This is a genomic window from Salinicola rhizosphaerae (assembly GCF_014652715.1).
Lineage (GTDB): Bacteria > Pseudomonadota > Gammaproteobacteria > Pseudomonadales > Halomonadaceae > Salinicola > Salinicola rhizosphaerae.
Window position 1 is genome coordinate 566,479 of record NZ_BMZI01000002.1, and the last position, 20,716, is coordinate 587,194.

17 protein-coding genes are annotated in these 20,716 nt (G+C 64.0%); 11 read left to right on the forward strand and 6 right to left on the reverse strand.

The features are described from left to right. The first annotated feature begins 65 nt into the window (after window positions 1-65). Window positions 66-914 carry a LysR family transcriptional regulator gene (locus tag IE125_RS06030; RefSeq protein WP_189443719.1) on the forward strand — a complete coding sequence of 283 codons (849 nt, stop codon included), beginning with the start codon at window positions 66-68 and terminating at the stop codon, window positions 912-914. Between the two features lie 364 nt (window positions 915-1,278). Then, window positions 1,279-3,102, forward strand: coding sequence for a glycoside hydrolase family 15 protein (locus IE125_RS06035; protein ID WP_189443720.1), 1,824 nt, complete (start codon window positions 1,279-1,281; stop codon window positions 3,100-3,102). A gap of 51 nt (window positions 3,103-3,153) precedes the next feature. Here IE125_RS06035 and IE125_RS06040 read toward each other — a convergent pair whose 3' ends face one another. Then, window positions 3,154-4,056, reverse strand: a complete 903-nt coding sequence (locus tag IE125_RS06040) for a LysR substrate-binding domain-containing protein (protein WP_189443721.1) — start codon at window positions 4,054-4,056, stop codon at window positions 3,154-3,156. A 236-nt stretch (window positions 4,057-4,292) separates the two neighbouring features. Between IE125_RS06040 and IE125_RS06045 the strand changes: the two genes are divergently transcribed. From IE125_RS06045 to IE125_RS06055, 3 genes are all read left to right on the forward strand, one after another. Further along, the gene (locus IE125_RS06045) at window positions 4,293-4,910 is read left to right on the forward strand and encodes an NAD(P)H-dependent oxidoreductase (protein ID WP_189443722.1); all 618 of its coding nucleotides are present in this window, start codon (window positions 4,293-4,295) and stop codon (window positions 4,908-4,910) included. A 144-nt stretch (window positions 4,911-5,054) separates the two neighbouring features. Continuing rightward, complete coding sequence (locus IE125_RS06050) at window positions 5,055-6,470, forward strand: FAD-binding oxidoreductase (protein WP_189443723.1); 1,416 nt, start codon at window positions 5,055-5,057, stop codon at window positions 6,468-6,470. An 87-nt stretch (window positions 6,471-6,557) separates the two neighbouring features. Continuing rightward, window positions 6,558-7,667, forward strand: a complete 1,110-nt coding sequence (locus IE125_RS06055) for a Gfo/Idh/MocA family protein (protein ID WP_229808947.1) — start codon at window positions 6,558-6,560, stop codon at window positions 7,665-7,667. A gap of 108 nt (window positions 7,668-7,775) precedes the next feature. On the opposite strand, the gene IE125_RS06060 is transcribed toward IE125_RS06055, so the two are convergent. After that, a complete protein-coding gene (locus IE125_RS06060; protein WP_189443725.1) occupies window positions 7,776-9,359 on the reverse strand; it encodes an alkaline phosphatase D family protein in 1,584 nt (527 codons plus the stop codon). A gap of 181 nt (window positions 9,360-9,540) precedes the next feature. On the opposite strand from IE125_RS06060, the gene IE125_RS06065 reads away from it, so the two are divergent. Then, complete coding sequence (locus tag IE125_RS06065; protein WP_189443726.1) at window positions 9,541-9,939, forward strand: GFA family protein; 399 nt, start codon at window positions 9,541-9,543, stop codon at window positions 9,937-9,939. Window positions 9,940-9,957: 18 nt separating this feature from the next. On the opposite strand, the gene IE125_RS06070 is transcribed toward IE125_RS06065, so the two are convergent. The 3 genes from IE125_RS06070 to IE125_RS06080 all read right to left on the reverse strand — a co-directional run bounded on the left by IE125_RS06070 (window position 9,958) and on the right by IE125_RS06080 (window position 14,217). After that, window positions 9,958-12,165, reverse strand: coding sequence for an OsmC domain/YcaO domain-containing protein (locus IE125_RS06070; protein ID WP_189443727.1), 2,208 nt, complete (start codon window positions 12,163-12,165; stop codon window positions 9,958-9,960). A gap of 178 nt (window positions 12,166-12,343) precedes the next feature. Continuing rightward, complete coding sequence (locus tag IE125_RS06075; RefSeq protein WP_189443728.1) at window positions 12,344-13,156, reverse strand: ABC transporter ATP-binding protein; 813 nt, start codon at window positions 13,154-13,156, stop codon at window positions 12,344-12,346. Further along, entirely contained in the window at window positions 13,153-14,217 is a 1,065-nt protein-coding gene (locus tag IE125_RS06080) for a FecCD family ABC transporter permease (protein ID WP_189443729.1), read from the reverse strand. Before IE125_RS06080 ends, IE125_RS06075 begins: the two co-directional genes overlap by 4 nt. A gap of 249 nt (window positions 14,218-14,466) precedes the next feature. On the opposite strand from IE125_RS06080, the gene IE125_RS06085 reads away from it, so the two are divergent. Next, on the forward strand, window positions 14,467-15,174 hold the full coding sequence (locus IE125_RS06085; RefSeq protein WP_189443730.1) for a LysE family translocator: 708 nt from the start codon (window positions 14,467-14,469) through the stop codon (window positions 15,172-15,174). Window positions 15,175-15,181: 7 nt separating this feature from the next. Here IE125_RS06085 and IE125_RS06090 read toward each other — a convergent pair whose 3' ends face one another. Next, entirely contained in the window at window positions 15,182-16,078 is an 897-nt protein-coding gene (locus IE125_RS06090) for a LysR family transcriptional regulator (protein WP_189443731.1), read from the reverse strand. Window positions 16,079-16,206: 128 nt separating this feature from the next. Between IE125_RS06090 and IE125_RS06095 the strand changes: the two genes are divergently transcribed. The 4 genes from IE125_RS06095 (at window position 16,207) to IE125_RS06110 (ending at window position 20,671) form a co-directional block, all read left to right on the forward strand. Further along, window positions 16,207-17,127, forward strand: a complete 921-nt coding sequence (locus IE125_RS06095) for a HalD/BesD family halogenase (RefSeq protein WP_189443732.1) — start codon at window positions 16,207-16,209, stop codon at window positions 17,125-17,127. Between the two features lie 120 nt (window positions 17,128-17,247). Further along, window positions 17,248-18,540: a M24 family metallopeptidase gene (locus IE125_RS06100; protein ID WP_229808948.1), complete on the forward strand. Its 1,293-nt coding sequence runs from the start codon at window positions 17,248-17,250 to the stop codon at window positions 18,538-18,540. A gap of 67 nt (window positions 18,541-18,607) precedes the next feature. Then, window positions 18,608-19,606 carry an isopenicillin N synthase family dioxygenase gene (locus IE125_RS06105; RefSeq protein ID WP_189443733.1) on the forward strand — a complete coding sequence of 333 codons (999 nt, stop codon included), beginning with the start codon at window positions 18,608-18,610 and terminating at the stop codon, window positions 19,604-19,606. A gap of 198 nt (window positions 19,607-19,804) precedes the next feature. After that, window positions 19,805-20,671: a glycine betaine ABC transporter substrate-binding protein gene (locus IE125_RS06110; RefSeq protein WP_189443734.1), complete on the forward strand. Its 867-nt coding sequence runs from the start codon at window positions 19,805-19,807 to the stop codon at window positions 20,669-20,671. Window positions 20,672-20,716 lie beyond the last annotated feature (45 nt).

Sequence of the window (20,716 nt, forward strand, 5' to 3'; positions counted from 1 at the left end):
TTGCAAAAAGGCACGAGTATTCCCGATAGTGGCAAATCGATATTGCATAAAGGCAAGGCTCGATCATGCAGGCCTCTAAACACTGGGACGATTTTCGCGTCGTGCTTGCCATTGCCGAGGCCGGCTCGCTCGCGGGGGCGGCACGAACGCTCGGGGTCAATCACGCGACGGTCTATCGGCGGCTGGAAAAGCTGGAAGCGAGGGTTGGCATTCGTCTTTTCGAGCGCGCGGTCGGCGGGTACTCGGCCACGTCTGCCGGCGAGACCGTAGTCGAGCGGGCGCGGCGCATGCGAGACGCCGCTGCCGAGGCCGAGCGTTTGCTGCTCGGTCAGACGACATCGTTGACCGGCACGCTACGTCTTACGACCACGGATGCCCTGCTAAACGTCGCGATGCCGGTACTTGGCGATTATCGACGCGCCCATCCCGGTATCGTCCTGGAAGTGAGCACGTCGACCGAACGCCAAAACCTCACTCGGCGTGACGCTGACGTCGCGCTACGGCCCACCTTCTCGCCTCCCGAGCACTGGGTCGGCAAGTCGCTCGGCGAAATTCCTCAGGCGGTCTACGCACCCCGAAGCATGGTCGTCGAAACGACGACGCCTTGGGTCGGGCCGGATGCGGCGATGGGCTACCGGACGCTGGAGCGCTGGATGACGGATCAGGGCCTGGCGGATTGCGTCAGCCTGCGAGCTGACGCCACGCTCGGCATGGCTTCGGCGATCCGCGCCGGCCTGGGGCAGGGCGTGCTGCCTTGCTACCTGGCCGACTCGATGCCCGACCTGCGTCGTGTCGGAGCGCCTATCGAAGCGCTGGCGATACCGCTGTGGCTGCTGACGCATCCGGATATGCGCCGGGCGGCCAGTGTTCGGGCGCTGTTCGAGGCTTTGGCGACCGGGTTGGTACTAGCCTGAATGCATCGACGTTCATATGACATGACTCATCGATCAGCTAATAGGCCGAGCCTGCACGCCGTTTGGTGTCGCGGCTATTCAACGGCTTCGTTCGCGATGCTCACTCCCGCATGGATTCTGGCGACCGGGTTCGAAAGAAAAGGGCCGGATGGAACGGATCCTGGTAGGAGCGAGCTTGCTCGCGAATGGCCGCAACGGTCTCCACTCAACGGCTTCGTTCCCGATGCTCACTCCCGCATGGATTCTGGCGAACGGGAATATCGTTCGCCGGCTTGCTTTTGTGTCGTAGCGTCTACGCTTTACTGAGTAGTTCCCGTGACGACAGGGACGATCGTCACGTCTCAGACAGGGAAGTAGGCAACCGATGACGATGCTCAGAGAGAAGACGAACCCGACTCGACTCGACGGCAATGCGCCGCTGGAGGACTATGCCGCGATCGGTGAAGGTCGCTCGTTGGCGCTGGTGGCGCTGGATGGTGCCATCGATTGGTGGTGCGTGCCGTCGATGGATTCACCCGCGCTGTTCGACCGGCTGTTGAATCCGCAGGTCGGCGGCCATTTTGCACTGACGCCGAGAGGCGATTACCGCGTCGAGCGCCGTTACCGCGAGCGCAGCAACGTGCTTGAGACCGAGTTCATCACCGAGGGTGGCCGGGCCCGCGTGACCGAGTCGATCAACAGCTCCACCGCCGGACGTCAGCCGTGGTGCGAGCTGGCGCGGCGCGTCGAGGGGCTGGAGGGTGAAGTCGAATTCGATATCCGCTTCGTGGTCGGCACCCAGAACGACCGCTTCAGCCCGTGGATGCAGGAGACGCCGCAGGGCAAGGTGCACAACGTCGATGGCGTCATGGCGATGCTGCGCTGCTCCGACGACGTGACGATCGACGAGTGGGGCGATCGCTGCGTGAGTGGCGAGCTGACGACGCGGGCCGACTCCCGTTCGATGGTGGCGCTGCTGGCCTCCGAGAGTCAGCCGCTGGCGATTCCGCCGATCGAGAAGATCGATGAGCGCATTGAAGTGAGCCACTTTGCCTGGCAGGACTGGGCGGACAAACTCGGCTATACCGGGCTCTACGCCGATTCGGTGGTGCGCTCGGCGCTGGTACTGAAGTTTCTGTGGTACGCCCCAAGCGGCGCGATCGCGGCGGCTGCGACGACCTCGCTGCCCGAGGGCATCGGTGGCGTGGACAATTACGACTATCGCTTTGCGTGGGTGCGCGATGCCTGTTTGACCATCAAGTCGTTCCTGCAGATCGGCGCGTTGGAAGAGTCGCAGGCGGCCTTTTCCTGGCTGGCCGGCGTGATCCGACGCCACGGTCCCGATCCGCATGTCTGTTATCAGCTCGACGGCGAGATGATCGCCCCCGAGTGGCACCCCGATCTGCCGGGCTATCGCGATTCGAAGCCGGTGCGTATCGGCAACGACGTGCGCTATCAGCGCCAGCTCGGCGTTTACGGCGACATGCTGGCGACGGCGACGCTCTTCATCGATGCCGGTCACGTGATCGATCTCGAGACGGCGCGGTTGCTCTGCGATCTCGCCAACCAGTGTGCCGACCGCTGGCGGCTGCGGGATTCGGGAATCTGGGAACGCTCCGCCCAACGCCATTACGTCCACTCCAAGATGGCCTGCTGGCTGGCGCTGACCCACGCGGTCCAGCTCGCCGAAGCCGGTTATCTCGAGGCGACCTGGAAAACGCGCTGGGAGCGTGAACGCGAACGGATCAGTGAATGGATCGAGACGCATGGCTGGTCGGAGTCTCGTGGCGCCTATGTGTTCCATACCGAGACCGAGGGGCTGGATGCATCGATGGCGCTGGTCCATCGCTATGGCAACGCGGTCAATCGCGAGCGGATGCTGTCGACCTATCGCGCCATTCGCGAAGAGCTGGGTCGTGGCCCGCTGACCTACCGTTTCTCCGGTGCCGCCGAGACGGAAGGTACCTTCGTCGCCTGCACTTACTGGCTGGTCGAGGGGCTGGCAGCAATGGGCGAACACGAAGAAGCGCGCGCGCTGATGGACGAGATGCAGGCCGTGACCGATCTCAACCTGGGCCTGATGACCGAGATGATCGACCCGGCCGACGGCAGCTTTCTCGGCAACGTGCCGCAGGGGTTGAGCCATCTGGCGCAGATCTGTGCCGCCAATGCGCTTTCCGGCGGCCCGATCGAGGATCGGAACTATTGAAGGCCAGGATCGGAACCGACAGTGGGACGACGGCTGATTGGGAGATGGGTCTCAGTGGTGCAGAGAGTCACCCGCGAGCTTCTCGGCGAGATACTCCATGAATAGCCGCGCGCGCTGGGTCAGCGCCGTCTGGCGATAGTAGACGGCGTTGATGCGAAACGCGTTGGGCTGGATGTGTTCGGCGAGGACATCGACCAGTTGACCTCGGCTGCGTGGCCTCTGAAGCACGTCGTTGGTCAGGCAGGTGATGCCCTCGCCGGCAATGGCGAGTTCGAGCAGCGTCGGGCCACTGGAGGCCGCGATCGTCGGTTTCACGTGAAACGGATCGCCCTGGCTGTCGATCAATGGCCAGTCGTTGAGATGATCGAGCTGACTGAAACCCAGTAGCGTGTGGTCGGCCAGATCCTCGACGCGAGTCGGCGTACCGCAACGCTCGAGGTAGCCCGGACTCGCGACGAGTCGCCGTGGCACGTCTACCAGTGGCTTGGCGTGTAGCGACGAATCTCCCAGTTCACCGATGCGGATGGCGAGATCGACACCCTGCTCGAGCAGGTCGACGAAACGGTCGTGCGTATCGAGCTCCAGTGTGATGCCGGGGTAGCGGCGCCGAAATTCGCCGATCAGAGGCACGATGGTGTACTGCATGAAGCTCGGTGCCGCATTGATGCGCAGCCGCCCACGCGGCTGATCGTGATGGCTGCCGACCGACTCCTCGGCAGTTTCCACCGCTTCGAGAATGCGGCGGCAGTGTTCGAGAAAGGTCTCGCCCTCCTGCGTCAGCTCCAGCCGCCGCGTCGTGCGGCGCATCAGTGTCGTCTCGAGCTTCTTCTCCAGCCGATTGAGCATGCGGCTGACGCCGGAGACGGTCAGCGATAGCCGCTCGGCCGCGCCGGTGATCGAGCCGCAGTCGACTACGGCGACGAACGCCTGCTGTTCCTCGAGCGTGCTTTTCATTCCCATCGTCCTGTTATGCCAGCCTGCATGGAAAGCCTGCCCCCAAGATAATCGCTGGTGCGAGAATTATTGACGCCGTAGGGTCCACGTTCTTGATGCCGGATCAATAGTGACTTGCCTCAGAAACGGTTTTTCTCCGTGTCGTTTTGCCCAGAATATCGCTCATTCCCGGAGGCACTCTGACAGTTCGAGCGCCTCGTTTACCGGTTTTCGAACGAATTCGAGAAGGCACGACGATGAAATTTCTGCTGATCAATGGTGGCAAGCCGTTCGCCCATTCCCACGGTGAACTCAATAATACGCTGCACGGGCTGGCTCGCGACACACTCGCCGGGCTAGGCCACGAGGTGCGCGAGACGGTGATCGAAGATGGCTACGACATCGACGCCGAAGTGCAGCATTATCTCTGGGCCGACGTTGTCATCTATCAGATGCCGGGCTGGTGGATGGGCGCGCCCTGGACGGTGAAGCGCTATATCGACGAGGTGTTCACCGCCGGCCACGGTTCGCTATACGCCAGCGACGGACGTTCGCGCCATGATCCGAGCAAGCACTACGGCAGCGGCGGTCTCCTCCAGGGCCGCCGTTACCTGCTCTCGCTGACCTGGAACGCACCACGCGAGGCTTTCGATGAGCCGGGTAACTTCTTCGAGGGCAAGGGCGTCGAGGGCGTCTACTTCCCGTTCCATAAGTCCCAGGAATTCGTCGGTCTCGAGGGACTGCCGAGCTTTATCGCCAACGACGTCATCAAGGCGCCCGAGGTCGAGCGCTACCAGCGCGAGTACCGCGAGCATCTGGAGAAGGTGTTTGGTCGGGTGGCCGTCTCCGAGGGCGTCGAGACACTCGACGCCTGAATGCGCGCCGGATGCGACCGAAGGGGGGAAACTCCGGTATGCTGAACGGGTCGATAGCGTGCTCACTGTCGACCCGTTCCAGCGTGCCGGAACGGATTTCTTTCAGACGGTTCTCCCCGAGTCGACTCATCCGAGGTGCTGTTCATGTCATCCGCTGCCGCGTTTTCCGCCGAATCTTCTGCCCGCCCCACGACTGAATCGTTGCAGGCGCTGATCGTCGAGCTCGAGCCTGTGCTCGGCGAGCGCCTGACCACGGTGGCGAGCATTCGCGAGCAGCATGGCCACGACGAGTCCTGGCACCACCCCGCCGCGCCGGATGCGGTCTGTTTTCCGCACTCCACCGAGGAAGTGGCCGCGGTGGTGAAGGCTTGCGCGGCGCACCGCGTGCCGGTGATTCCCTACGGCGTGGGCACTTCCATCGAAGGTCAGGTGATCGCCGATCACGGCGGTCTCTGCGTCGATCTTTCGCAGATGAACGCCATTCTCGCCGTGCGCCCGGAGGACATGGACGCGACGGTACAGCCAGGCGTCACCCGCACCCAGCTCAATACCGACCTGCGCGCCACGGGGCTTTTCTTCTCCGTCGATCCGGGCGCGGATGCCAGCATGGGCGGCATGGCCTCGACCCGTGCCAGCGGTACCAACACGGTGCGTTATGGCACCATCCGCGACAACGTGCTGGCAATGACCGTGGTGATGCCGGACGGCCGCGTGGTCAGGACTGGCTCGCGGGCGCGCAAGTCCGCTGCCGGCTACGACCTCAACCATCTGATGATCGGCGCCGAGGGGACGCTCGGCATCATCACCGAGCTGACCGTGAAACTGCACGGCCTGCCGGAGGCGATCTCTAGCGCCACCGTGGCCTTCGACGACGTCGCCGGCGCGGTGAACACCGTCATCGCCTCGATCCAGTACGGCATTCCGATGGCGCGGATCGAGCTGATGGATGCGCTCGCCATGCGCGCGGTGAAGGCATTCTCCGGGCTCGACCATGCCGAGAAGCCGACGCTGTTCCTGGAGTTCCACGGTACCCACGCCGGGGTGAAGGAGCAGGCGGAGATCATGGCGGAACTGTGCCAGGAGTTCGGCGGCAGCGATTTTGCCTGGGCGACGCAGGAAGAGGAGCGTAACGCCCTGTGGCAGGCGCGCCACGATGCGGCCTACGCGGCCAAGGCGCTACGCCCCGGCATGGAATTTCTGGCCACCGATATCTGTGTGCCGATCTCCCAACTGGCGGAATGCATCGAGGCGACCCAGGCGGATGTCGCCGAGAGCGGCCTGGTGGCACCACTGCTCGGTCATGTCGGCGACGGCAACTTCCATCTGGTCGTTGCCGTGGACCGCGATAGCGAGGAAGAACTCGAAACGCTGGCCGCCTTCAATCAACGTTTGATCGACCGAGCGCTTGCCGCTGGCGGTACCTGCACCGGCGAACACGGCATCGGTACCGGCAAGCGCGCGTACATGGAGGCCGAACACGGTGAAGGCTGGGCCGTGATGCGCGCGATCAAGGCCGCCCTCGACCCGCTCGGCATCATGAACCCCGGCAAGCTGGTGTAGCGACGGAGCCTGAGCGCGAGCGCTGGCATCTCGGCAGGTCTGTGCCATGCTGATCGGGCGACTCCATTCATGACTAAAGGATTAGACATGACCGCTCGAAAGATTCGCTATGCCGTCGTTGGTGGCGGCCAGATTTCCCAGCAGGCGTTCATGCCGGGCATTGGCCAGACTGACAATTCCGAACTCGCCGCGCTGGTGACGGGTGATGCCGAAAAGGCCGAGAAGCTCGCGGCGCAATATGGTATCCGGGCCTATACTTATGATGACTACGAGACCCTGCTGAAGTCAGGTGAGATCGATGCCGTCTATGTGGCAACGCCGAACTTCCGCCACACCTCCTTCGTGACCGCAGCGCTCGAGGCGGGCATCCACGTGATGTGCGAAAAGCCGCTGGCAACCTCGGTCGAGGCGTGCGAGCAGATGCTCGAGGCCCAGCAGCGAAGCAATGCCAAGCTGATGACCGCCTATCGGTTGCATTTCGAGCCCGGCACGGTCGATCTGTTCACGCGTGCTCGACGCGGGGATTTCGGCACGCTGAGGGCCTTTTGCGCCAACTTCGGTCAGAACGTCGACGAGAACAACTCTCGCGGCCATAACGGCTACTGGGGTGGCCCGGTGCCGGATCTGGGGACCTACCCGCTGAATGAAGCGCGCAATCTCTTCGCCGCCGAACCCGTCGCCGTTCACGCCATTGGCACGAAAGACCCCACCCGCGGCTTCGATTTCCACGACTCGGTCGCGGTGACGCTGCTGTTCCCGGAAAATCGCACCGCCCAGTTCACCGTGAGTTACGCCACGGCGGCGGTCGAGACCTATTCGGTCGTGGGCACCCAAGCCAACGTGCAATCCCATCCCTGCTTCGGCTTCGGCCCTGACGTGGGGATCAGCTATGTCGTCACGACTGCGGAAGGGAGTCAGACGCACCGCTTCGAGCCGGTCGATCAGTTCGGTGGGGAAACCCAGTATTTCTCCGACTGCATTCTCAATGATCGGCATCCCGAGCCGGACGGTCAGGAAGGGTTGCTGGACGTTCGCGTGCTGGCCGCCGTGGAGCAGTCGCTCGAGACCGGACAAACGGTGGCGCTGGAACCCATGACTCGGGAACGCCGAGTCGTCCCGGAGCAGGCGCTACAGCTGCCCCCCGCCAAATTGCCCGCCGAAGACGAACTGGTAAGCGTCATTACCCAGTCCGCCTGAGCAATCCTTCCCGCAAACCGCCGCACCTGGCCGTGCGGCGGCTTGAGCTCGCCTCCGCGGCGCGGATGGCGGCGTCTGCCTCTCCCTCTCCCAAGCGTCCGGTACGCATCACGCGCTCGCCACGCGGGGCTCCGGCTCCAGCACCTGCGTATGCAGTGTCTTGCCTTCGCTGTCTTTCAGCCGCACGGTCAGTGTCTCGCTCTCGGCATCCAGATCGGCCTGGCCGAAGAACTGATAGCCCGCTGAGGGCGGCAGGTTCGATTGGCCCTCGGGCGGGGCCTTGGCAAACATGACTTCCGGGCCGAAGGTCGCGTCCATCTCGCTGGGACCGAAAGTGCCAGCATGCAGCGGCCCGCTGACGAACTCCCAGAACGGCTTGAACGCCTTGAAGCTGGCACGCTCTGGGGCGTAGTGGTGCGCGGCGGTGTAATGCACGTCGGCGGTGAACCAGACCACGTTTTGAATATCGTCGTCGCGAATGGCCTGCAGCAGCCGGGCAATCTCGAGTTCGCGCCCGAGCGGCCGGCCGGGGTCGTTGTTGGCGATCGCTTCGAACGACTCGCCATCCGGCACCACCATGCCGATCGGCATGTCGGCGGCGATGATCTTCCAGGTCGCGGTGGAATCAACCAGCGCTTGGCGTAGCCAGCGGAATTGGTTGGCACCGATGAAGTCGGTAGCGGCGGATTCTGCACGCTGCAGATTGGCGCTGTTGGGGCCGCGATAGCTGCGCATGTCCAGCATGAAGACCTCCATCCCCGGCCCGTAGGAGAAACGGCGATAGATCCGCTGCGGGGCGGAAGTGGACATCCGGATCGGCATGTACTCGAGAAACGCCTGACGGCCGCGGGCGGCGAGCAGCGCGACGTTCTTTTCCGTGTATAGATCGTTGTCGAGGATCTCCTGCGGATACCAGTTGTTGGTCGTTTCGTGATCGTCCCACTGGGCCAGCATCGGCACTTCGGCGGCGAAGCGGCGGAAGTTGGCGTCGAGGTGGTTGTAGGCGTGCTGGCCGCGATATTCGTCCAGCGTCTCGGCGACCTTCTGCTTGGCCGGCGTGACGATGTTGCGCCACACGCCGCCATCGGGGAGCTCGGTCTGCGCTTCCAGCGGCCCGTCGGCGTAGACCGTATCGCCGGAGTGGATGAAGAAATCCGGCCGAACCTGTCGCATCGTCTCCCAGGTGCGCATGCCACCGCGAGATTCATCGATGCCCCAACCCTGGCCGACCACGTCACCGGACCAGACGAAGCGAATGTCTCTCGGTTGGGAGGGCGGCAGTTGCAGCCGTCCGACCACCGGCTCGCTCGCAGCGCGTGAATCGCCCAGTGCGGCGAATCGCACCCGGTAGTGAACGGTGTTCATGCCCTGCAGGCCGGTCGCGTCGATCTTGCCGGTCAGGTCGGTGCCGGGTAGCACATCGATCCAGGGCAACTGGCGCGCACCGCGGAACTCGGGGTTGTCGGCGACCTCGATCAGCATACGCGACGGCATGCTCGCTCGTCCCCACAGCATGGCGCGGTCCGGCAGCACGTCGCCGCTCATCACGCCGCCTTCCACCGTCGGGCGTCGCCCTTCGGCTAGCACGATCGCCGGTGCGCCGAGGAGCCCGATTCCCGCCACACCGAGCCCTACGTGGCCGCTGGCGGCCAGGAAGTCGCGTCGCGTGAAGGGCTTTCGTTGTGTCGGCATATCTCGTCTCCTCGAAGCATGGTCGTCGATGAGCGGCAGGCTAGCGCCGTCCCGTGACGCTTGCATGAAGCGGAGGCAGAGATATGTGAAGAGACGTAATCGTTTGATGATGGTGAAGATTGGCGTCGTGGCGCTATGCTGCAGAGAGCGGCGACGGAGCGCGGGAGCGCAAGGGGGCTAGATGATCAAGCGCATCGGCAGTACCGATATTCAGCCACGCCACCGTGCAGTCTGTCACTGCGGTGCGGTGGTGCTCGAACTCGAACTACCCGATGGCGTGGTCGATCCGCGTCGCTGCAACTGCTCGATGTGTCGACGCCGCGGCGCAATCGTGGCGAGCGTGCCGCTGGCGGGACTGCGCATCGTCAGCGGAGAGGAAACCCTGCGCCGCTATCAGTTCAACACCATGACCGCACGGCACTATTTCTGCGGCAACTGCGGTATCTACACTCACCATCAGCGGCGTTCCAATCCGGACCAGTACGGCTACAACATCGCCTGCCTGGAAGGCGTCGATCCCTTCGACCTGCCCGGGCCGATCCCGATCGGCGATGGCGTGAATCACCCGGCCGACCGGTGACGGCGGGGACAGCGTCGATCAGCGCGCCTGGGCTGCCCGCCAGGCGTGCAGCTTGTGATAGCTCTCGAGCAGGCGCTGGTGACGTTCGATGCCTTCGAGCTCGAGGCTGGTCGGCGTCAATCCCGGGAAGCGCACGGTTCCCTCCACCGCGCCGGTGGCGTCATGTATCTTCTGCTCGCCGAACATGCGCGTCAGGTTGTGGCGGTAGTCATCCAGTTCGAGGTCATCGTCAAGCCGGATCTCCAGCACTGCCGAGAGTGCCTGGTAGAAGAGTCCGCGGTCGCGGCTGTTGTCGTTGAACTGCAGGAACATCTGGGCGCCGTCGAGCGCCTCCTCGAAGCGCCCCAGGGCCAGCTGAATCAGCAGTTTCAGCTCGGCGATGGTCAGCTCCGCCCACACGCTGTTGTCATCGAACTCGATGCCGATCAGGGTGACGATCTTCATCTGCTCGTCTAGCTCGCTCTCCTCGAGCCGCTCGAGCAGGTCGGCCAATGGCTCGTCATCGAGCGCGTGCAGATTGAGGATATCCTCGCGGAAGGCGAGCGCCATGTTGGTGTTGTCCCACACCAGATCCTCGACCGGGTAGACCTCGGAATAGCCCGGCACCAGGATACGGCAGACCGGCGCGCCGAGATCCTGATGCACGGCGACGTAGGCCTCGAGCCCCTCCTGCTCGAGGATGTCGAACAGCGCCGCGGCTTCCTCGTCGTTGTCCTGCGCCTCGGCCCCGGAGAAGTCCCACTCGACGAACTCGATGTCCGGGGTGGCGCTGAAGAAGCGCCAGGAGACCAGCCCGGAGGAGTCGATGAAGTGCTCGACGAAGTTGTTGGGTTCGCTGACCGCCTGAGAGTTGAAGGTCGGCGCCGGCAGGTCGTCCATCCCCTCGAAACTGCGGCCCTGCAAAAGCTCCGTCAGGCTGCGCTCGATCGCGACGGCCAGGCTCGGGTGCGCGCCGAAGGAGGCGAAGACGCCGCCGGTGCGTGGGTTCATCAGCGTGACGCAGGCGACCGGGAAACGCCCGCCGAGCGAGGCGTCCTTCACCAGCACCGGGAAGCCCTGGGCTTCGAGTGCGCGGATGCCTTCGAGGATCGTCGGGTACTGCGCCAGCACGTTTTCCGGCACGTCCGGCAGCGCGATCTCCTCTTCGAGAATCTGGCGTTTCACCGCCCGCTCGAAGATCTCGGAGAGACACTGTACCTGCGCTTCGGCGACAGTGTTGCCGGCGCTCATGCCGTTGCTGAGATAGAGGTTCTCGATCAGATTCGAGGGGAACCAGACGGTTTCGCCGTCCGAATGGCGCACGAACGGCAGCGAAACGATGCCGCGGTCGGTGCGTCCGGAGTTGGTGTCGTAGAGATGCGACCCCTTGAGCTCGCCTTCCGGATCGAAGATCTCGCGGCAGTGGTCGTCCAGAATCTCTTCGGGCAGTTCGTCGTTCGGCCCTGGCTGGAACCAGCGCTCGTTCGGATAGTGGACAAAGTCGGCGTCGGCGATCTCGGTACCGAAGAACTGATCGTTATAGAAGAAATTGCACGAGAGCCGCTCGATGAACTCGCCCAGCGCCGAGCAGAGCGCGGCTTCCTTGGTCGCGCCCTTGCCGTTGGTGAAGCACATCGGCGAAGCGGCGTCGCGAATATGCAGCGACCAGACATGGGGCACGATGTTGCGCCACGAGGCGATCTCGATCTTCATGCCGAGGCGCTCGAGAATGCCGGTCATGTGGGCGATGGTCTGCTCCAGCGGCAGATCCTTGCCCTCGATCCAAGTGCTGGCGGTCTCGCCGTCCTCTTTTGCGACTCCGCCCATCAGCAGGGCCTGGGCATCCTCGTCGATGTTCTCTACCGCCTCGATCTGAAACTCGGGGTTGTTCTGGATCACCCGCTTGACCGAGCAGCGCTCGATGGAGCGCAGGATGCCGGTGCGATCCTTGTCGGAGATCTCCGGCGGCAGCTCGACCTGGATGCGAAAGATCTGGTTGTAGCGGTTCTCCGGGTCGACGATGTTGTTCTGCGAAAGTCTGATGTTCTCGGTCGGGATCTCGCGGGCGTTGCAGTAGACGCGCACGAAGTAGGCCGCGCAGAGCACCGTGGAGGCGAGGAAGTAGTCGAACGGTCCTGGCGCCGAGCCGTCGCCCTTGTAGCGGATCGGCTGGTCGGTGATCACCGTGAAGTCGTCGAACTTGGCTTCCTGGCGCAGGTTGTCGAGATAGTTGACCTTGATTTCCATGAGACGGACCGGGTTGGCAAATGGCAGGGCGCTCGCGACGCGAGAGCCGAATGGCGGCCATTATCCGGGTTTGGAGGCGCTTCGTCTCGGGGGAGCGGCGCTGCGATCGGTAGCCATGGCCGGAGAGGTCGGAAGCGGAGCCCATCGGCGGCGTTCGAGCCCCGCTGAGTCGCCAAAACTAGCGCTTCACACCACCAAGGGAAGTCAGAGCGGCCAGCGGGGTGACTCGCGGTGGCTCATCGTCCGACCACTCGACCTGGGCGTGGATGGCGTAGACCTCGCGAAGTCGGTCTTCGGTCAGTACATGCCGCGGCGTGCCCGTGGCCTTGACCTTGCCGCCGTTGCCGAGCATCCAGAGTTGGCCGGCGAAGCGGGCGGCGAGACTCAGGTCATGAATCGCGATCAGCACGATGATCCCGCGCTGGCGGGCGACCGCGGCGAGCCACTCGAGCACCTGCAGCTGATGGTGCAGGTCGAGCGCGCTGGTCGGCTCATCGAGCATCAGCACGCGCGGCTCGCGCACGGCAGCCTGGGCGATGGCGACGCGCTGGCGCTGACCGCCGGAGAGCTGATCGAGCGTGCGCTCGGCCAGTGGTTCCAGCTCAAGCATGATCAGCGTCTGCCGAACGAGCTCGAGATCGCGTTGACCCGCCGTGGGGTGTGAGGTCCGGCGCGCCAGCAGGACCGCCTCGAACACACTGAGCGCGGCCGGCGTGCCGCTCTCCTGGGGCAGATAGTAGACACGTCGTGCCCGTTCGGTCGCATCCAGTTCGGCCAGATCGGTGGCGTCGAAACGGACGCTGCCGTGGTAGCGTTCGAGACCGGCTATCGCCTTGAGTAGCGTCGATTTCCCGGCACCGTTGGGGCCGACCAGCGCCGTGATCTCTCCGGCGCGAGCCGAAAGCCCGCTGACGCGCTCGAGCACCGGATGACGCCCCAGCGTGACGGAGAGCGACTCGACGTCGAGTGTTGCCTGGTTCACGGTGCTCATCCCCACACCTCGCGGCGGCTCTTGAGGATCAGCGAAACGAAGAACGGCAGCCCGATCAGCGCGGTGAGAATTCCGATCGGCAGCAGTACGCCGGGAATGATCGTCTTCGAGGCGATGGAGGTCAGCGACATCAGCAGGGCGCCCGTCAGCGCCGACATGGGCAGAAACACGCGCTGATCCTCGCCCACCAGCAGGCGGGCGATATGTGGTCCGACCAGACCGATGAAGCCGATGGTACCGACGAAGGCCACGGCGGTCGCCGCCAGCAGCGAACTGCACAGCAGCACCAGCAGCCGCAGCCGGGCCACGTTGACGCCCATCGCGCGCGCCTGGAGATCGCCCATGCGCAGCGCGGTCAGTCGCCAGCCGGCGATGAAGAAGACCGGTAGCGTCAGCACCAGCGCAGCCACGGCAATCCCCACCTTGGGCCAACTCGCCCGCGATAGCGAGCCCAGCGACCAGAACACCAGCTGCTGCAGCGACTGTTCGGAAGCCACGTACTGGAGTACGCCGAGCAAGGCGTTGAAGAAGAACATCAGCGCGATGCCCATCAGCACCATGGTTTGCACGCTGACACCGCGCAGCCGACTCACCAGCCAGATGAGTAGCGAGGCCAGCATCGCCATGATGAAAGCATTGAGCGTTGTCAGCAGCGCCTCGGCACCCGGGAACAGGCCGATGCCGAGAACGATGGCGAGCGCCGCGCCGAAACTCGCTGCCGCCGACACGCCGAGCGTGAAGGGGTCGGCCAGCGGGTTGTTGAGGATCGTCTGCATCTCGGCGCCGGCACTGGCCAGCGACATGCCGACCACGATCGCCATCAGGGCCACGGGAAGGCGGATATCCCAGATCACGACGCCAACGATGCGCGACGCGTCAGCGGGTGAAACGATCGCCTGCAGCACCTCGGAGAGCGGATACCCGCCGGGGCCGATCGCGACATCGGTGAACAGCGAAATGACCGTTAGAATGGCGGTCGCGATCAGCAGCAGCATGTGGCGCCGGCGGCGCTTCAGGTAGTGATCGACACTGGTGAGCGAGGGGGCAGCGGTAACGGTCATGAATCGAAGCGGCAGGGCGGTGCGTGAGGGCGGGGCATGAAGCGAGAATCCAGCCAATAAGAAAGATTCTCGATCATAGTGACTGCATCCCGAACTGTACAGGCTTCGCCCTTGGGTGGCCTTTCGTTCGGTGGCTCTGGATCGCCGAGCACTGCATGAGAGAGCGTAGGTGGGGAAGCACTTCGAAAACCACCGTCGAGGATGTCGGCAGTCTCTCGACTACTTTCCAACCATGACGAGGTGACGAACATGGTGATTCCGGTAACTTTGACCATCGTCCTGCTGGGCGGCATCGGCGTGATGGCAGCGCTGATCCCCAATGCCATCGAGGCTATCCACTGGCCGCTGCTGATCGGGGCCTCTTTTGTCATGGCGTTGACACCAGGAGCGAATCAACTGCTCGCGCTTTCCAACGGTTTTCGTCTTGGCGTTCGCCCCGCCATGACCGCGGCTTGCGGTCGCTTCGCCGCTTTCTTGCTGATGGTGGTCGGTGTGGCCATTGGTCTCGGCAACTGGCTGGCAACATCTGCGCTTTTTTTCAGCGTGCTCAAATGGGTAGGCGCGGCTTACCTGCTCTACCTGGGCTTGCGAGCGTTGACGTCGGCATGGCGACCAGCGGCTGTTGCACCCGGCACACCTGAGAGTGCGAGTACCTGGCAATTGATACGCCGGGAGGCCCTGGTCGCGCTCTCCAACCCCAAGGCTTACGTGCTGTTTGCGCTTTTTTTGCCGCAATTCTTGCAGGCCGACGGCGAGTCGTTCACGTCAGCCATCGTGCTTGTGGGACTGAGCTATATCCTGATCGAGTTCGTCTGCGCCTGGCTATACGCCGGCGTCGGTCGACTACTGGGCCATGGCGGCGCCACGATGAATCGTCAGCGCTGGCTGGATGGCATCGGTGGCTCGGCGATGATCGCGCTGGCGGGCTGGCTGGCCTTGGATAGGCGCCCGGCGTGAAGCCTCGTCACGACTGGCCGGTGTTTTCGCTCACGACGCCATCGATCAGTGCCTCGAAATCGTCGAAGGCCGGATGAGTCAGGCTCGGCGAGCGATGCACTTCCAGAATCGCCGGCGGCAGTGCCGGCAACCCCTCGGCGTCGCCTAGGGCTTTCCAGTGCGGTGACAGCGAGCGGCGATCGGTGACCGTGACGGTGTGCCCCTGATTGACGATCACGCGCAGGCCGCTGGGACTCTGGCTGGTGGAGTCGAGCTGCCAGTCGCGGCCGATATGGGCCAGCGCCGCCAGCGCCCGGCGACGGTAGACGCACTGCTCGGGAAAGAGCGCGAGCGGAATCGGGCGCGTCGGGTCGAGGGTGAAGCGCTCGTGAGCGGCCCATACCACTTCTTCGGTCGCCAGCCGACGTCCGCGACTGGCCTCGGCGTGGCGAACCGCCAGCACCATGTCCAGCGACCCCTGTTCCAGCTGCTCGAGCAGCTCGGTCGACATGCGACAGTGAATATGGACGTGGACTTCCGGGTGCCTTTCGCCGAAGCGCTCGAGCAGCGCCGGCAGCCAGGTGTCCGCATAGTCCTCCGGTAGTCCGAAACGCAGCGTGACCGATTGCGAGCGTCCCAGGGCGGCGATGGCTTCGCGCTGCAGGTGCAGAAGGCGTCTGGCGTAGACCAGAAACGTCTCGCCGTCGGCGGTGAGCTTGAGCTGACGACCGCCGCGCTCGATCAGCACCGTGTCGAGGCGCGTCTCGAGCGTGGCGATACGCAGGCTGATGGTCGACTGCGTCTTGTGCAGATGGCGCGAGGCGGCAGTGAATCCGCCGCTGTCGGCCACGGTCACAAAGGCGAGCAGAAGGTCACTGTCGAGTCCGCCGAGTCGATTGCTATCGGTTGCGCCGATGGTTGCCATTGAAATGACTCGTTTCCCTGATCGATTCGATGCGCTCAGCATAGGACACGTCGCCGCCGAGACCCATCGCCGCCGCGATGAAGGAAACTCGGCCCCGGCCACCGCCACCGGATCAGAGGACGTCTGTCATGAAACCGCAAGCTGCTGCCATTGAACCCGAATCCGCCAGGCGCTGGCTGGCGGACGCCGAGCGCACCGACCTGAGCGCGCTGGTCGATACCGCGCGTTACCCGCTTCACGATTTCGACGATCCGCAGCTGCAGGCCGAAATCGGCCGGGTCCGCGCGGACCTCGAGCGCGAGGGCTGTGCCGTACTGCGTGGCTTTCTGCGCCCGGAAGCGCTCGAGCAGGCGAGAACGCAGGGGCGTGAACTCTCGCCGAAGAGCTACTACTCCAGTCGGCGCGTCAACGCCTGGTTCACCAGCGACGACGAGAGCCTGCCGGCCAACGATCCGCGGCGCATCTTCATGGAGCGCACCAGCGGTTTCGTCACCCGTGACCTGATCCCCGCCGATGCGGTGATCCACCAGCTCTATGTCGCGCCCGTCATGAAACGACTGGTGGCCGAGTGCCTGAACGAGGAGGCGGTCTACGAATATGCCGACCCGTTCGCCGGTCTGGTCCAGAACGTGCTGCCGCCGGGGACGCAGCAGCCGTGGCACTACGACACCAACGAATACATCGTCTCGATGATGACCGAGGCGCCGGATGCCGGCGGCGAGTTTCAGTATTGCCCCAACATCCGCACGCCGGCCGGGGAGAACTACGCAGGCGTCGGTGCGGTGATTCGCGAAGAGGATCTTTTCACGCCACGCACGCTGGCGCTGCAGCCGGGAGATCTGCAGCTGTTCAAGGGACGCTATTCGCTGCATCGGGTGACCCAGGTCAGCGGCGATCGCGAGCGCCATACGGCGATTTTCGCCTACTCGCAGCAGCCCGGCGTCGTGGGCCGTCTGGAGCGCACGCGCCAGCTATACGGGCGGGTATCGGAAGCGCACATCGAGGCTGAAAAGCGCCGTGAAGCGCGGGCCGACGGTCTGCTCGACTGAATCGCGTGAAACGCCCGGCGCCCGGCGTTTCGGACCCTTGGCCCTCTCGCCCCTGATTTCTCTATCGACTCCCTGACGGCTCCGCCATCGACCCGATAACGACAAAGGTAAATACCGACCATGACCAGCCTGTTGACGCCTGACCGCTCCATCGCCATGCCTTCCATGCTGGGGGGGACCGGCATTCTTGCGCCGACTCATGATCCGGCGGCCTGCGAGCCGAGCCAGGCCGAGATCCGCCAGATTCTGCTCGACCGCCTGGCACGCACCCGCGCCGAGCTGAAAAAGCGCGACATCGTCGCCGCGATCCTGTTTGACCCGACGCACGTCCGCTACGCTACCGGCTCGCGCAACATGCAGGTCTATTCGGCGCGCAATCCGGCGCGCTACGCTTTTGTGCCGGCGGAGGGACCGGTGGTGATGTTCGAATATGCTGGCTGCGATCACCTGACCGACGGTCTACCCGGCATCGACGAGACACGCCCCGCGACGGCGATTTCCTATTACTTCTGCGACGACCATCTCAAGCAGACCACGCATTCCTGGGCCGACGAGATCGATGCGCTGATTCGCCAGTGCGGCGGACAGAAAGGCGACAAGGTGGCAATCGAGAGCGCCACCTCTCACGCCGCGTTCGCGCTGGTCGAGCGCGGCTGGCAGATCTGCGACGCTCAAGTGCCGCTGGAGCGGGCGCGGGCGATCAAGGTGGAAAACGAGATCAAGATGGTGCGTAGCTCGCTGCGTGCGGTCGAGGAGGGCGTGCGCAAGCTGGAGGCCGCGATCCGCCCCGGCGCGACGGAGAACGAGGTCTGGTCGCAGCTGCACCAGCACATCATCGCCACCGATGCCGACTACGTCGAAACCCGGCTGATGAGCTCCGGGCCGCGGACCAATCCGTGGTTCCAGGAGTGCTCGGATCGCGTCATGCAGGCCGGGGAGCTGGTCGCGCTGGATACCGATGTGGTCGGCCGCTACGGCTACTACGCCGATTTTTCGCGTACTTTCCTCTGCGGCGAGGGGGAGGCGAGCGCGACCCAGCGCGAACTCTATCGCATGGCGTTCGACCAGGTGCGCACCAACATGGCGCTGATCGCCCCGGGAGTCTCGTTCAAGGAGTACGCCCAGAAGGCGTGGCAGATTCCCGAGCCCTACAAGGCGAGGCGCTACTTTGCGCTGGCCCACGGTGTCGGCATGACCGGTGAGTACCCGTACATCGTTCATCGCGAGGACATCGATGCCAAAGGCTACGATGGCATCATGCAGCCTGGCATGACGCTATGCGTCGAGAGCTACATCGGGCACGAGGCCGGTGGCGAAGGGGTCAAGCTGGAAGAGCAGCTTTACATCCGCGATGACGGTCAGGTCGAATTGCTCTCCGATTATCACCTCGACGAGCGTCTGCTGGCGGGCTGATACCCGCGTGTGCCGGCGAGCCACCCGCGCGGCCGGCAGCAGAAGATCACCGGACAAGGAGAGCCCCATGACCGAAACGCTGATTCCCCATATCGACCTGACGCCGCTGCTCGAGGCGGGCGTGGGGCGCGACGCGGTGATCGAGGCGATCACCGCTGCTGCCTGTCACTCCGGCTTCATGACCATCGGCGTGGCGCCCGAGCAGCTCGGTCTACCGGCGGACATCCACGCACGTCTGGCGCGCTTTTTCACGCTCGAGGACGCGGCGAAGCGCCAACTCGCCCGGCATAAGTTCGAGCCGGACAACGCCAACGTCTATCGGGGATACTTCCCGCCGCAGAACGAAGACCCGACCTGGAAGGAAGGGATCGACATGGGGCCGGACGTGGCGCACCCCGAGCGCGTTCGGACCAACGACGGCGATCCGCTGCGCGAGCCGACCCCGCTGCCGGCAGACAGCGAACTGCCAGGCTGGGCGGCGGACATCGCCGCCTACTACGAGGCGATGGAGCGGCTCGGACGCCAGATCGCCGGTGCGCTGGCGGAAGGTCTCGATATCTCGCGGGAGACGCTGGTCACCCCTTTCGATGCCGGTAACTCCACGCTGCGCCTGATTCATTATCCCGAGCGCCCGGCCGAGACGCTGGCAACGATGCCGGCCGTCGATGGCGAAGGTGCCGCGCGCCGCTGGCTGGTCGGCGTGCCGCATTTCGACAACGGCTTCATCACGCTGTTATGGCAGGACCGGGTCGGCGGCCTGCAGGTGCACACGCCCGATGGCGGCTGGGAAGAGGTGCCGCCGCGTGACAACGCGCTGGTAGTTAACTTCGGCCGCCTGCTGGCGGACTGGTCCGGCGGGCGGATTCAGGCCACCGAACACCGCATCGTCGGTGGCAGCCGCTCGCGTCACTCGATTCCGTTCTTCTTCGAGCCGGCGGTCGATGCGGTAATCCAGGCGCCCGGCGCGCCAGCCGAAAGCCGCTATGTCTATGGCGATCGACTGTGGGAACGCATGCTCGAGTTCGTCGAATTTCAGGGGCTCGAGCGGTTTGCAAAAGAGACGTGAGCCGGCGTCAATCCGGCTGCTTTGGTTTCAGGGCGTTCGGCGGTGTCCGATACAGCGAAATGGACTCGAGAGATCGATGGCGACGTCGCTCGGCTCGAGCGCCTCTGACGCTGGATCGACAGCTGCAATTTCTCACGACCTCAGCGATACTCATAACGTCATGTTTTTAATTCGCACAATAAATCGAGGGGATTTTTTATGAAGACTTTCCTGTATCCACTGGCTGCGACCGCGCTGCTGACGGCGGCCACGGCGAGCGCGCAGGATAAGCCGCTGACCATCGGCACCAACAACTGGGCCGAGAATGTGGCCGTTGCCAATCTGTGGAAGCTGGTGCTCGACGACCACGGCTACGACGTGACGCTCTCCGATGTCGGCAAGAGCGCGCTGTTTGCCGGGCTGGCCAACGATGACTTCGATCTTTCCCTCGAACTCTGGCTGCCGTACACCGACAAGGAGTTTTTGGCGCCCTACAAAGACACCCTCGAAGTTCACGACGCCTGGTATGACAAGACTGGCCTAGGCCTGGTCGTGCCGGACTACGTCGATATTGATTCGATTCCCGAGCTTGCCGAACACGCCGACGAGTTCGAGTATCAGGGCAGTCCGACCATCATCGGCATCGACCCGGGCTCCGCGATCGCAGGTATGACCGATGATGCCATCGATGAATACGGGCTGGATCTCCAGCAGGTCAATAGCTCCGGGCCGGCGATGATGTCGGCGCTGGACAGCGCCTACAAGAGTGAAGAGCCGATCGTGGTCACGCTGTGGAACCCGCACTGGGCGTTCGCCAACTACGATCTCAAGTATCTGAAAGATCCGAAGAAGGTCTACGGCGATGGCGACACCATCTACTGGTTCTCTCGCGCCGGTTTTGCCGAGGACGACCCGTGGCTGACCGCCGTGCTCAACCAGTGGCACATGAGTGACGCGAGTCTGAGCGACCTGATGGCGCAGATCGAAGCCGACGGTGACCCGGTCAAAGGTGCCCGTGACTGGCTTGCCGACAATCAGGACGAGGTCGATGCGTGGCTGGCCGCGGGTGACGACGTGGACCAGTAAGCCTTGGCCTGACGTTGAAACGCCGCGCTCATCGAGCGCGGCGTT

Coding starts and splice junctions, on each gene's coding strand:
- IE125_RS06030 (WP_189443719.1), top strand. CDS start 66: ATGCAGGCCTCTAAACACTGGGACGATTTTCGCGTCGTGCTTGCCATT.
- IE125_RS06035 (WP_189443720.1), top strand. CDS start 1,279: ATGACGATGCTCAGAGAGAAGACGAACCCGACTCGACTCGACGGCAAT.
- IE125_RS06040 (WP_189443721.1), bottom strand. CDS start 4,056: ATGAAAAGCACGCTCGAGGAACAGCAGGCGTTCGTCGCCGTAGTCGAC.
- IE125_RS06045 (WP_189443722.1), top strand. CDS start 4,293: ATGAAATTTCTGCTGATCAATGGTGGCAAGCCGTTCGCCCATTCCCAC.
- IE125_RS06050 (WP_189443723.1), top strand. CDS start 5,055: ATGTCATCCGCTGCCGCGTTTTCCGCCGAATCTTCTGCCCGCCCCACG.
- IE125_RS06055 (WP_229808947.1), top strand. CDS start 6,558: ATGACCGCTCGAAAGATTCGCTATGCCGTCGTTGGTGGCGGCCAGATT.
- IE125_RS06060 (WP_189443725.1), bottom strand. CDS start 9,359: ATGCCGACACAACGAAAGCCCTTCACGCGACGCGACTTCCTGGCCGCC.
- IE125_RS06065 (WP_189443726.1), top strand. CDS start 9,541: ATGATCAAGCGCATCGGCAGTACCGATATTCAGCCACGCCACCGTGCA.
- IE125_RS06070 (WP_189443727.1), bottom strand. CDS start 12,165: ATGGAAATCAAGGTCAACTATCTCGACAACCTGCGCCAGGAAGCCAAG.
- IE125_RS06075 (WP_189443728.1), bottom strand. CDS start 13,156: ATGAGCACCGTGAACCAGGCAACACTCGACGTCGAGTCGCTCTCCGTC.
- IE125_RS06080 (WP_189443729.1), bottom strand. CDS start 14,217: ATGACCGTTACCGCTGCCCCCTCGCTCACCAGTGTCGATCACTACCTG.
- IE125_RS06085 (WP_189443730.1), top strand. CDS start 14,467: ATGGTGATTCCGGTAACTTTGACCATCGTCCTGCTGGGCGGCATCGGC.
- IE125_RS06090 (WP_189443731.1), bottom strand. CDS start 16,078: ATGGCAACCATCGGCGCAACCGATAGCAATCGACTCGGCGGACTCGAC.
- IE125_RS06095 (WP_189443732.1), top strand. CDS start 16,207: ATGAAACCGCAAGCTGCTGCCATTGAACCCGAATCCGCCAGGCGCTGG.
- IE125_RS06100 (WP_229808948.1), top strand. CDS start 17,248: ATGACCAGCCTGTTGACGCCTGACCGCTCCATCGCCATGCCTTCCATG.
- IE125_RS06105 (WP_189443733.1), top strand. CDS start 18,608: ATGACCGAAACGCTGATTCCCCATATCGACCTGACGCCGCTGCTCGAG.
- IE125_RS06110 (WP_189443734.1), top strand. CDS start 19,805: ATGAAGACTTTCCTGTATCCACTGGCTGCGACCGCGCTGCTGACGGCG.